General features: G+C 68.1%; 10 protein-coding genes. All 10 read right to left on the bottom strand.

Going from position 1 to position 12435, the window contains the following annotated elements:
• Positions 1 to 204 precede the first annotated feature (204 nt).
• On the bottom strand, positions 205 to 756 hold the full coding sequence (locus IBX18_RS17725) for a dihydrofolate reductase family protein (RefSeq protein WP_194834714.1): 552 nt from the start codon (positions 754 to 756) through the stop codon (positions 205 to 207).
• Positions 757 to 850: 94 nt separating this feature from the next.
• Positions 851 to 1597 carry a class I SAM-dependent methyltransferase gene (locus tag IBX18_RS17720; RefSeq protein ID WP_306796302.1) on the bottom strand — a complete coding sequence of 249 codons (747 nt, stop codon included), beginning with the start codon at positions 1595 to 1597 and terminating at the stop codon, positions 851 to 853.
• A 62-nt stretch (positions 1598 to 1659) separates the two neighbouring features.
• Positions 1660 to 2643, bottom strand: a complete 984-nt coding sequence (locus IBX18_RS17715) for an LLM class F420-dependent oxidoreductase (RefSeq protein ID WP_194834713.1) — start codon at positions 2641 to 2643, stop codon at positions 1660 to 1662.
• 86 nt (positions 2644 to 2729) lie between these two features.
• Positions 2730 to 3824 carry an amidohydrolase family protein gene (locus IBX18_RS17710; protein WP_194834712.1) on the bottom strand — a complete coding sequence of 365 codons (1095 nt, stop codon included), beginning with the start codon at positions 3822 to 3824 and terminating at the stop codon, positions 2730 to 2732.
• A gap of 143 nt (positions 3825 to 3967) precedes the next feature.
• Positions 3968 to 5533 (bottom strand): signal recognition particle protein, encoded by a 1566-nt coding sequence (ffh, locus tag IBX18_RS17705; protein WP_194834711.1) that lies wholly within the window; start codon positions 5531 to 5533, stop codon positions 3968 to 3970.
• A gap of 170 nt (positions 5534 to 5703) precedes the next feature.
• Positions 5704 to 6018: a hypothetical protein gene (locus IBX18_RS17700; RefSeq protein WP_306796301.1), complete on the bottom strand. Its 315-nt coding sequence runs from the start codon at positions 6016 to 6018 to the stop codon at positions 5704 to 5706.
• Between the two features lie 117 nt (positions 6019 to 6135).
• The gene (locus IBX18_RS17695; RefSeq protein ID WP_373889199.1) at positions 6136 to 8613 is read right to left on the bottom strand and encodes a [protein-PII] uridylyltransferase; all 2478 of its coding nucleotides are present in this window, start codon (positions 8611 to 8613) and stop codon (positions 6136 to 6138) included.
• Between the two features lie 85 nt (positions 8614 to 8698).
• Positions 8699 to 9037 (bottom strand): P-II family nitrogen regulator, encoded by a 339-nt coding sequence (locus IBX18_RS17690; protein ID WP_107660780.1) that lies wholly within the window; start codon positions 9035 to 9037, stop codon positions 8699 to 8701.
• Positions 9038 to 9042: 5 nt separating this feature from the next.
• A complete protein-coding gene (locus IBX18_RS17685) occupies positions 9043 to 10422 on the bottom strand; it encodes an ammonium transporter (protein WP_306796300.1) in 1380 nt (459 codons plus the stop codon).
• A 413-nt stretch (positions 10423 to 10835) separates the two neighbouring features.
• Complete coding sequence (gene ftsY / locus IBX18_RS17680; protein WP_194834710.1) at positions 10836 to 12407, bottom strand: signal recognition particle-docking protein FtsY; 1572 nt, start codon at positions 12405 to 12407, stop codon at positions 10836 to 10838.
• Positions 12408 to 12435: the final 28 nt, after the last annotated feature.

Raw genomic sequence — 12435 nt, 5'->3', positions numbered from 1 at the left:
TTGTTCTGCCTCTTTCGTAGGTTGGTCACGGCGCAATTCAGCGACCCGCACGGTCTGCGAGCCCGGTTTAGCGCATGGAGTGTGTGACCGCCGCGCGGTACGTAACCGGAGACGGGCTGACACTTGTCCGGAAGGACGGTTGTTCATTGTGCCAGATGGGTCATCCTCCCCAGAAATCGCACCCTGGAGAGAGGCACCGGCTCGCTACGGCCGCCGGTAACGCAGCAGCACCACCCCGGATGTGAACGGGTGCGTCTCTACGAGGCACAACGACGGGATACGCGCGGCATCGGCGAACAAACGCCGGCCCGTGCCCTGGACCACCGGGTAGACGAACAGACGGTACTCGTCGACCAGATCAGCGGCGATGAGGGTGTGCACCAGCTGGATGCTGCCGGTCGCGACGATGTCCTTGCCCGGCTGCTCACGCACCGCGCGGAGCTCGGCCACACCGCGCAGGATCACCGTGTTCTCCCACTCGGGGTCTTCCAGGGTGCTGGACACGACGTATTTCGTCGCTGTGTTCAGGTGGTCGGTGACACCGGTCGGGTCGTCGGTCTGCTTCGGCCAGTACCCGCGCATCTCCTCGAAGGAGACCCGGCCGAACAGCACCGCGTCGGAGTTCGCCATGTGCGTGCCCAGCACCGCCGTGAGGTCGGACTGATCCACCCCTTCGGCGTTGGCCACGGCGAACCAGTCCGCGGCCTCGATCACGCCGTCCAGGGTGATGTTCTCGGTCACTATCAGCTCCCGCATCGCTGCTCCTGCCGGTCGGGAATGCATCTTCTATTGAAGACGTGCCGCGCCAACGGAATTCATCGGTGCCGCGGAATTCCGCCGTCCCTCGCGCTCAAGTCGCGGGCGGCGCCTCGGCAGTGAGCGCGTGCGTCTTCGTCCAGGGCCCGCCCCACCACAGCTGCCAGCCGAGGGTGCGCGCGGTGAGCGTCTCCGCCCCGTTCGCAGACAACGTGGACTCGTATTCGCCGGTCCGGCCGATGTCGACCAGCACGAGGTGCCCGCCGGGGCGCAGCACGCGCAGTGCCTCGCGCACGGCGGCGGCCCGGCGCGCGGGGGCTTTGATGTTGTGGATGGCGAGGCTGGAGACGATCACGTCGAATTCGCCGTCGCGGAACGGCAGGGCGGTCATGTCACCGGTGTGCAATTCGATGCGGTCGGCGACGTTTTCGGCCACGGCGTTCCGCTCGGTGGTTGCGAGACTGTTGCCGGACTGGTCGACCGAGCGCCACAGGTCGATGCCGACCGCGCGACCTTTCGGCAGGCGCTTGGCAGCGGCCAGCAGCACCGCGCCGCGACCGCAGCCCAGGTCGAGCAGGCGCTCGTCGCCGCGCAACCGGAGATCGTCGAGCAAGCGCTCCCAGGCGCGGAACTTTCCGCGCCGGGTCGCGTGCAGGAACAGTGCGAACTGCGTGGCCATGGCGAGGCCGCCCAGCAGGGTCAGCCAGGCCGGTGCGGCATTGCCGACCACCGCGTTGCCGACGGCGGCCGCGAGGAAGCCGACCGCGAGAACACCCAACGTGAGCATGACCGGCGGCGCGTCGAAGCCGTAGGACGCGCGCCGCGGTGTGGTCGTCGTCACAAGACCAATTCTATCGAGCCGAAAAGTTTTCGCGCCCCAACGCTTTTCAGGGCCTTCGATACTCAGCGGACCAGCGGAGCAAGGGCGCGTCCGGCGAGTTCGACCGCGCCGGGCTCGTGGCCGTTCGTCACCATGTTCACGATGATGCCCTGCACCCCGTGGTCGAGCACCCTGGCCTGCAACTGTTCGGCAACCTCGTCGGGGGTGCCGACGAACTGACGGTCGGCGACGGTCTGCTCGCGTTCCTCCTCGGACAGCGTGGACAGATCGATATCGATGCTGCGCAAGAAGTCCCGTTGCTGTTCGCGCGCCTGGTCGCCGTCCTCGTCGACCATCAGGAAGCACAGGTAACTGACCTCCAGCGTGGCCGGATCACGGCCGATCTCGGCGCAGCGCTGATGCAGCGCCGCCATCTTCCGCGGCAGCTCCGAGGCATTGCAGATGATGTTGAGGTGATCGGCATGGCGAGCGGCCAGCGCGAAGGTCTTCTTCTCCCCCGCGCCGCCGAGCATGATCGGTAGATCGTCGCGCAGCCGCGGCTCGTTGATGGCGTCGTCGGTGCGATACCACTTGCCGTCGAAGGTGGAACGCTTGCCGCGCAGCATCGGCTCGATGATCTGCAACGCCTCGCCGAGCCGCTCGAAACGCTCGGTGAAGGTACCGAATTCGAAGCCATAGGACTTGTGCTCCAGCTCGAACCAGCCCGCGCCGATGCCGAGAATCGCGCGACCGGCACTGACCAGATCGAGCGTGGTGACGGTCTTCGCGAGCAAAGCCGGATTGCGGTAGGTATTGCCGGTCACCAACGCGGACAATTGAATTCGCTCCGTCGCCGCGGCGATTCCGGCGAGCGCGGTATAGGCCTCCAGCATCGGATCTTCCGGTTCACCGAGGCCGGGCAACTGATAGAAATGGTCCATCACGAACACCGTGTCGAACCCGGCCGCCTCCGCCTCCGTGGCCTGCGCGACAACGGTCGGGAACAACTCGCGAACTGGCGTGCCGTAACTGAAGTTGGGCATCTGATAACCGAGGCGAATGCTCATATCCCGTGACCCTACGCGGGCACCCGAGACGCGATCATGATCACGGGAAAATGGTGGCGGTAATCGCACCGCGGGATTCCGGTCGGCTACCGGTGGCCGGCGACGGGCGTGTGGTCGGCATACAAGCGGCCGCGCAGGATTACCGCATACGGGGTGGTGAGGGTTTCGGGGTGGGTGCGCGGATCCTCTTGGTAGACAACGAAGTCCGCGGGGGCACCGTGTTCGATGCTGGGACGACCGAGCCACGTGCGGGCATTCCAGGAAGCGGCGCCGAGAGCGTCGTGCGCGGACAGACCGGCTCCGGACAGGGCGGTGATCTCGTCGGCGATACGACCGTGCCGGATCGATCCGCCCGCGTCGGTGCCCGCGAAGATCGGCACGCCCGCGTCGTGGGCGTTGGCCACGGTGCCGCGGACCCGGCGGTGCAGGTCGCGCATGTGCGCGGCGTAGGTGGGGAATTTGCCTGCGCTGTCGGCGATTTCGGGGAAGGTGTCGATATTGACGAGGGTCGGCACGAGCGCGGTGCCGTGCTCGACCATCATCTCGATGGTGTCGTCGGTGAGTCCGGTGCCGTGCTCGAGGCAGTCGATGCCCGCGTCGATCAGGCCGGGTAGCGCGTCCTCGCCGAAGACGTGGGCGGTGACGCGGGCACCATTGGCATGGGCGGCGGCGATCGCCTCCTTGAGGATGGCGTCGCTCCACAGCGGACGCAGGTCGCCGACGGAGCGATCGATCCAGTCGCCGACGATCTTCACCCAGCCGTCGCCGAAGCGGGCCTGTTCGGCGACGATCTCCGGCAGGTCGCGCTCGTCGTCGAGTTCGATGCCCAGCTCGCGGATGTAGCGGCGCGGGCGGGCGATGTGGCGGCCCGCGCGGATGATCCGCGGCAGTTCCTCGTGCTCATCGATGAACCGGGTATCGATGGGCGAGCCGGCGTCGCGCAGCAGCAGCGCACCGGCGTCGCGTTCGGTCTCGGCCTGTGCGATGGCGCCGTCGTGATCCTCGTCGCCGCCGCCGTAGCGGATCCCGACGTGGCAGTGCGCGTCGACCAGGCCGGGCACGATCCACCCTGTGCGGCACAGTGTTTCAGCGCCGGGCACCGGTTCGAACGACACCAGCCCGTCCCGCACCCACAGATCGCGGACTTCCTCCCCGGGGAGAACCACACCTCGCAGATGCACAGCAACCTCCAGACGACGTCGGCTGCCTCCAACCTAACGTCCACGCCCCCTGACAGTCACGCATCGAATCCGACCGCGGGCAGAGCCGTGCACAGAACACCGCCCCGCACCGGCGATCTCGGTGCGGGGCGGCGAAAAAACATCTACTTCTTCGGGAACTTCAACTTCGACAAGTCGAACCCTTCGAGTCCGGGCGGCAACTGGTCCAGTCCGGCGGGCATGTTGGAGAGGTCCGGCATTCCGGCGGGCATCCCCGGCATTCCCGCGGGCAGGCCGGGCATACCACCGCGCACCTTCGGCGGCGTGGGGCCGCGGCCACCCTTCTTGCCCTTCTTGCCTTTTTTGTTGTTGGCGCGCCGCGAGCCGGGCATGCCCATCTGACGGCCCATCATCGCCATCATCTTCTTCGCCTCGAAGAAGCGGTCGACGAGCTGGTTGACCTCGGAGACCTGCACGCCGGAGCCGTTGGCGATGCGCAGCCTGCGGGAGGCGTTGATGATCTTCGGGTTGGCCCGTTCGGCCGGGGTCATGCCGCGGATGATGGCCTGCACCCGGTCCAGCGACTTGTCGTCGACGGCGGCGAGCGCGTCCTTCATCTGGCCCGCACCGGGCAGCATGCCGAGCAGGTTGCCGATCGGGCCCATCTTGCGGATGGCGAGCATCTGATCGAGGAAGTCCTCGAGCGTCATCTCGCCGCTGCCGATCTTGCGGGCGGCTTCCTCGGCCTGTTCCTGGTCGTAGATCTGCTCGGCGTGCTCGATCAGGCTGAGGACGTCGCCCATGCCGAGGATGCGGCTGGCCATCCGGTCCGGGTGGAAGACGTCGAAGTCCTCGAGCTTCTCACCGGTGGAGGCGAACATGATCGGCGCGCCGGTCACCTCGCGCACCGACAGCGCGGCGCCACCGCGGGCGTCGCCGTCGAGCTTGGTGAGCACGACACCGGTGAAGCCGACGCCGTCGCGGAAGGCCTCGGCGGTGCTGACCGCGTCCTGACCGATCATCGCGTCGAGCACGAACAGCGTCTCGTCCGGCTGCACGGCGTCGCGGATGCCCGCGGCCTGGCGCATCAGTTCTTCGTCGATGCCGAGACGACCGGCGGTGTCGACGATGACCACGTCGTACTGCTTGGCGCGGGCCTCTTCGATACCGTCGCGGGCGACCACGACCGGATCGGCGGCGCTGACGCCGAGCGCGTTGTCGCCACCGCCGATGGAGGTGCCGCCGTGCGGGGCGAACACGGGCACGCCCGCGCGCTCACCGACCACCTGCAGCTGCGTGACGGCGCCGGGACGCTGCAGGTCGCAGGCCACCAGCAACGGCTGATGTCCTTGTCCCTTCAGCCATTTGGCGAGCTTGCCCGCGAGGGTCGTCTTACCGGCACCCTGCAGACCGGCGAGCATGATCACGGTCGGCGGGGTCTTCGCCAGGGTGATCCGCCGGGTCTCGCCGCCGAGGATCCCGACGAGTTCCTCGTTGACGATCTTGACGACCTGCTGGGCCGGATTCAGCGCCGCGGAGACCTCGGCGCCCTTGGCCCGCTCCTTGATCCGGGCGATGAAACCGCGCACCACCGGCAGCGCGACGTCGGCTTCGAGCAGGGCTAGCCGGATCTCGCGACAGGTGGCGTCGATGTCGGCCGGTGACAGACGCCCCTTACCGCGCAGATCCTTGAGGGCACCGGTAAGCCGGTCGGACAGGGATTCGAACACCGATCGCGCTCCTGATCTCGGGGGACGTCAATTGTCTCCCAGGGTAATGGGATCACCGGCCTGGCCGCGCACGGGGCGGTCCCGCGCATTCGCGCTCTGCGTGAACACGCGAGAAATCGACCGGGCCGCTTCGCTTCCCGGTCGAGATGATTCCCACTCGAGCGGCGTGCCTATTCGAGGGAACGGCGACGCGGTTTGACGGTCTTGCGATAGTCGTGATTTTCCTGGGCCACCATGTAGACCGCCTCGCGGGCGGTCAATCCCAGTTCGAGGGCCAGGTCGTCGAGAATGGCCCATTCCGTGGTCGTGGGGATTCGTGAGTTGGCGACCGTGGAGGCGATGGTCATGGCGGTCACAGCCTGTTGTCCGGACAATGTGCGACCCGGTAGCCAGGAAACCACCCAGCGATCTCCGCCGACGCACCGCGCCATATGCGTGGTCTCGTCGCTCGTCATCATCGACGCCGAAACAACTTCAATTGCCACCGACGTGCTCCCCTCATGCTAGCGATAGCCAGACGCTCTGATACTAGAACGTGAGGGGGCCTCGAGATATGGGTTCCAGCAAATCACGTGCAACAGATTGGTTACCGCAGGTACCGGTCAGGAACCGATGATCTCCGGACCCGGCATTCCGTTCTCCGGCTTCTTCGGCGCGGGCCGCGGCACGACCGCGAGCATCGCCTTCTCGATGGCCGCACGGCGATCCGGGGTGTCCTCGCTGCCGAGGTCGACGCAGAAGGTGTCGACGACCGCCGAGCCCATCGTCACCACCTTTGCCCAGCGCACATCGGCTCCGCAGGCCTCCAATGCGGCGGCGAGCCTGCTCAATACGCCGATCCGGTCCTCGGCGCGCAGCTCGAGCAGCACCTGACCGGGCACTGAGGTGCCGGACCAGAGCACCCTCGGTTGTGCCTGGGCGTACTGGCCGGGTCCGATGCCACCGGCCTCGCGCTCGCGCTTCGTCAGCACCGCCGCGACGTCCAGGTCACCGGCGATGGCGCGAATGAGTTCCTGGCGCAACAGTCCGGCATCCGGCGGGTCACCGAACTTCGGCGACACCACGAAGGTGTCGATGGCGGAAGCACCTTCGACGCCGAGCGAGGCTGAGAGCACCCGCAGCGAGTGCAGCGCGAGCACCCCGGCGGCGTCGGAAAGCAGGCCCGCGGCGTCCGGCGCGATCACCGTGACCGTGTAGATGTACTTGCCCTCCCCCGGCTTCAATTCGACGTGCACGCCGCCCGACGCGGCCTTGGCGACCAGTTCCGGCGCGATCGGTTCGGGCTCGGGTAGCTCGCCGCCTGCCATCACCAGGCGGCAGCGGCGCACGAGGTCGCCGATGAGCGAGGCCTTCCAGTCGCCCCAGACACCGGGGCCGGTGGCCAGCGAATCCGCCTCGGCGAGGGTGTGCAGCAGTTCCAGCAGTTCCGGGTCGCCGTCGAGCAGGTCGACCACGCGCTGGACGGTGGCCGGGTCGGCCAGGTCGCGGCGGGTCGCGGTGTCCGGGAGCAGCAGGTGATGGCGCACCATGGCGCTCAGCGTGCGCACATCCGACGGCCAGAGGCCGAGCCGGCGGCCGATGTGGGTGGCCAGTTCCGCGCCGACGACGCTGTGGTCGCCCGCGCGGCCCTTGCCGATGTCGTGCAGCAGCGCGCCGAGGGCGAGCAGGTCCGGCCGGGCGACGCGGGTGCTCATCGCGCTGGCGTAGGACACCGTCTCCATCAGATGACGGTCGACGGTCCAGGTGTGCAGCGCGTCGCGTGGCGGCAGGTCGCGGACGGCACCCCATTCCGGAAGCAGCCTGCCCCACAAGCCCGTTCGGTCGAGCGCCTCGATCGCGTCGATGGCGCCGCGGCCCGCGCCGAGCAGCACCAGCAGGTCGTTGAGGGCGTCCTTGGGCCACGGCTCGCGCAGTTCGGGGGCGTCTTCGGAGAGCCGGTTCAGCGTGGTCGCCGACATCGGCAGCCCGGTCTGCGCCGAGGCGGACGCCACCCGCAGGATGAGCCCGGGGTCGCGCTGCGGCCGCGCGTCCCTGGCCAGCACCACCTCGCCCGCGTGCTCGACCACCCCCTCATCGAGTGGTCGGCGCACCGGCATGCGGCGCAGCCGGGCCAGACCGCGGCGCGGCAAAGCGTTTGCCGCAGTACGCAATCCGACGTCCACCGAGTAGCTCACCGTGCGCGCGGAGTCGCTGAGCGTGCGCGCCAGATCGAATCGGTCGCCGATGCGCAGCGCCGCGCCGATCTCGTCGGCATCCTGGGCGCGCAGCTGGTCGCGGGCTCGACCGGCCACTCGGTGCAGCTCGGTGCGAACATCCAGCAAACGCCGATGTGCTTGGCGCAGACCACCACCGGGCACCTCGGGGCCGAGTCCCGGCATGGCATCGGTCAATTGGGCGATGGCGAGGGCATCGAGCAGCTGGATGTCGCGCAGGCCGCCGCGCCCGTTCTTCAGGTCGGGTTCGGCGCGGTGCGCGATCTCGCCGCTGCGCTGCCAGCGCGCCTCGGCCTGGGCGATCAGATCGTCGAAGCGGGTGCGGATGCCGGTCCGCCATTCCCGGCGCACCCCGCCGATCAGCAGATCGCTCAGATCCTGGTCGCCGACGATGTGCCTGGCCTCCAGCATGCCGAGCGCGGCGATGAGATCGTCGGACGCCACCCGCAGCGCCTGCGGGACGGTCCGCACGCTGTGATCGAGCTTGATGTGGGCGTCCCACAGCGGATACCAGAGCTGATCGGCGACCTCGGCGACCCTGGCCGGGTCCACGTCGTCGTGCAGCAGCACCAGGTCCAGATCGGAGTACGGCAGCATCTCCCGGCGGCCGAGCCCGCCCACCGCGACGACGGCGAGGCCGCTGTCCCTGGTGATGCCGAGTTCGGTGCCTTTACTGGTCAGCCACAGTTCGTAGAGGTCGACCAGGGCTTGCCGCAGGGACTCGGCATCGAGGCGCGGATTGCGTGGCATGCCGCCGTCGAGCAGTTGGGTTCGAGCGCGGACCAGATCGGCCGCTCCATTGGATACCTTGCCGCCGTTGCCGTCCCCGGCCACCGTTCGGTCACCGCCGTGCTCGTCACTACCCACAACCCACCGCCCATCCATGCGCTGCGGCCCCGCCCCGACCGGTACGCCGGTGGGAGGCGGGGCCGCCGCTCGATCGATATCTGTCCTACAGAGCGTCGGTACCGCGTTCGCCGGTCCGCACTCGGATGATCGTGTCGACCGGCGTCACCCAGACCTTGCCGTCACCGATCTTGCCGGTGCGCGAGGCCTCCACGATCACCTCGACGACCTTCTCCACAGACGCGTCGTCGACGACCACCTCGACCCGCACCTTGGGCACGAAATCCACGGAGTACTCCGCACCGCGGTAGACCTCGGTATGGCCCTTCTGGCGGCCGTAACCCTGGACTTCGCTGACAGTCATGCCGAGCACGCCCGCCTGCTCGAGCCCGGTCTTGACGTCCTCGAGTGTGAACGGTTTGACGATTGCGGTGATCAGTTTCATGTTCGTCATGCCTCCTTGACGGCCGAACGTGCCGTGTTGCCCACAGCGGCGAAATCGTAGGCGGTTTCCGCGTGCTCGGACTCGTCCAAGCCCACCGACTCGGCTTCGTCGCTCGCGCGCAGCCCAATGGTGAACTTCACGATATAGGCAATGATCAGGCTGGCGATGAAGGAGAAGGCAAGCACCACACCGGCGCCCACCGCCTGACGCCACAGCTGGTCGATGCCGCCGCCGTAGAACAGGCCGGTCTTGGCCGCACCGGTCTCGGGCGCGGCGACCAGGCCGATCATCAAGGTGCCGACGATGCCGCCGACCAGGTGCACGCCGACCACGTCGAGCGAGTCGTCGAAGCCGAACTTGTACTTCAGGCCCACCGCGAGGGCACACAGCGCGCCGGCGACGCCACCGATGGCGAGCGCGCCGAGCACGTTCACCGAGGAGCAGGCCGGGGTGATCGCGACCAGACCGGCCACGATGCCCGAGGCCGCGCCGAGCGAGGTCGGCTTACCGTCGCGGAACTTCTCCACCAGGATCCAGGCCAGCAGGCCCGCCGCCGTCGCGATGGCGGTGATGACGAAGGTGGAGCCGGCCAGGCCGCCCGAGGTGAGCGCGGAGCCGGCGTTGAAGCCGAACCAGCCGAACCACAGCAGACCTGCGCCGAGCATGACGAACGGCAGGTTGTGCGGGCGGAACGGGGTGGTCGGCCAGCCCTTGCGCTTGCCGAGCACCAGCACCAGGGCGAGCGCGGCGGCACCGGCGTTGATGTGCACCGCGGTACCACCGGCGAAGTCGACCGCCATCAGCTTGTTGGCGATCCAGCCGCCCTCGTGGATGACGTTGCCATCGGCGTCCTTGGCGTCGAAGTCGAACACCCAGTGCGCGACCGGGAAGTAGACGACGGTGACCCAGATGCCGGCGAACAGCAGCCAGGAACCGAACTTCAGGCGGTCGGCGACCGCGCCCGAGATGAGGGCAACCGTGATGATGGCGAACATCAGCTGGAACGCGACGAACACCGTCATCGGAATCGTGCCGAGCAGCGGGATGTCGGTGGCCGCCGTGGTGACGGTGCCACTGGCGTCCTTGACCTCCGCTACCGCGTTACCACCGATGAGTCCCTTCAGTCCGAAGAACTGCGCGGGATCGCCGATAACGCCGAACTTGTTGTCACCGAATGCCATCGAGTATCCGTACAGCGACCAGAGCACGCCGACGAGGCCCATGGCGCTGACGCTCATCATGATCATGTTCAGCACGTTCTTCGAACGGACCATGCCGCCGTAGAAGAATGCCAGACCGGGCGTCATCAACAATACGAGCGCTGAGCTCGCCAGCATCCATGCGGTGTCACCGGTGTCCGGTGCACCGGTAAGGGGAAATGCCACCTTGAAGTCCTCCTCATCTCGGGCCCTGCCGACTCCGGCAAATGGACCTGCACAGAAGGGTCCTCACTTGGTGTTTCATCCACAGAGCTGGCGTGTTTCGCCTGCGTGAACGGATGGGCCAGTTGTGTTGCTTCCACGTTTCGTGGTTTACCGGGCAAGTTTTCGCGCCGGTCGGAAGGCGACTCCGGACAAAAGGGATTTGCGGCTACTGGCGAGTAGAGCTAGCAAACATTCCGTTTTCGATGCGTTTCGCCGCAAACACCACGGGCGCGGAGAAGTATTTCGTCGCGGGTGCGGGTCATCCGACGATTCGCTGCGCCGAGGGTGGATTACGGCGGAACTCTCACGCAGGATCGCGACGGCGCCCGGTAGTGGAGAGAGCGGGCTCCCCTACCGGGCGCTGACAGCGTGACTCAGCCGAGCAGTGCGTCCACGAACGCGCCGGGTTCGAAGGGGGCCAAGTCGTCGGCGCCCTCGCCCAGGCCGACCAGTTTCACCGGGACACCGAGCTCGTGCTGGACCTGGAAGACGATGCCGCCCTTGGCGGTGCCGTCGAGCTTGGTGAGCACCACGCCGGTGATGTCGACCACCTCGGCGAAGACGCGGGCCTGCATCAGGCCGTTCTGGCCGACGGTCGCGTCGAGCACGAGCAGCACCTCGTCGACGGCGGCCTTCTTCTCTACGACGCGCTTGACCTTGCCCAGCTCGTCCATCAGGCCGGTCTTGGTGTGCAGGCGGCCTGCGGTATCGATGAGGACGGCATCGACGCCGCGCTCGATGCCCGCGGTGACCGCGTCGAAGGCGACGGCGGCCGGGTCGGCGGATTCCTTGCCGCGGATGGTGTCGGCGCCGACGCGCTCACCCCAGGTCTGCAGTTGGTCGGCGGCGGCGGCGCGGAAGGTGTCGGCCGCGCCGAGCAGCACGCGACGGCCGTCGGCGACGAGCACACGCGCGAGTTTGCCGGTGGTGGTGGTCTTTCCGGTGCCGTTCACGCCGACGACGAGCAGGATCGACGGGTGGTCGGCGTGCGGCAGGGCACGGATCGAGCGGTCGAGTTCGGGGCGCAGCGCCTCGATCAACACGTCGCGCAGCACCGCGCGGGCCGCCTCGGGGGTGCGGACACTGCGGGAGGCCATCTCGGCGCGCAGCCGGGCCACCACGGCGGCCGTGCTCGCGGTGCCGAGGTCGGCGAGCACCAGGGTGTCCTCGACCTCTTCCCACGACTCGTCGTCGAGGTCGCCGCCGCCGAGCAGGCCGAGCAGGCTCTTGCCGACCGCGTTCTGGGAGCGGGACAGGCGGCCGCGCAGGCGGACGAGGCGGCCTGCGGTGGGGTCGATGTCTTCGAGCGGGATGGGGGATTCGGCACCGGCGGCGGTGTCGGGTGCGGCGGGGGCGGCGCCCGGCTCAGCAGGCGCCGTGCCGGATTCGACAGGCACGGTGCCGGATTCAGCGGCGGCGGTTTCGGCCTCGGCTTCGGCCGCTGTAGACGCGGTGTCAGATTCGGCAGCCGCAGGGCTCGAACCTGCGGACGCAGCACTCGGCTCGGCCGGTGCGGTTTCGGGTTCGACCGTGCCGGCGTCCACCGAACCGGCTGTCCCCTGCGGCGCGGTTTCCGTGTCCGCTGCGGCATCGGCGGCCGACTCGGTTTCCGGCGCCTCGACAATGTCGGCCTCCGGCAGCGGAACATTGGTGATCCCCCGCTTCGGCGCGTCCCGCGGGATGGCCGCGTCGTCACCGATGTGCGGCTGGCCGTCGGTGTCGGTCCGCTCGACCGGCAACGGCTCGGGCTTGGTCGCGGTGCCACCCTGACTGAAACTGAATCCACCGGGCGCCGCATAGCCACCCGACTTGTCGGTCAGCTCTTTGTCGGCGGCTGGCGGCGTCAGTGACACCCGCGAGCGCTTGTATCGGACAAAACCGACGACAAGCACCACGAGCAGCAGGGCAGCGGCCACGGCGATCAGGATCCAGGCTTCGGCACTCACGCGCCCATCCTTGCAGAACGGACCGACC

The sequence above is a fragment of the Nocardia sp. XZ_19_369 genome, assembly GCF_015355715.1.
GTDB lineage: Bacteria > Actinomycetota > Actinomycetes > Mycobacteriales > Mycobacteriaceae > Nocardia.
This window is presented reverse-complemented; position numbering and strand designations above follow the sequence as displayed.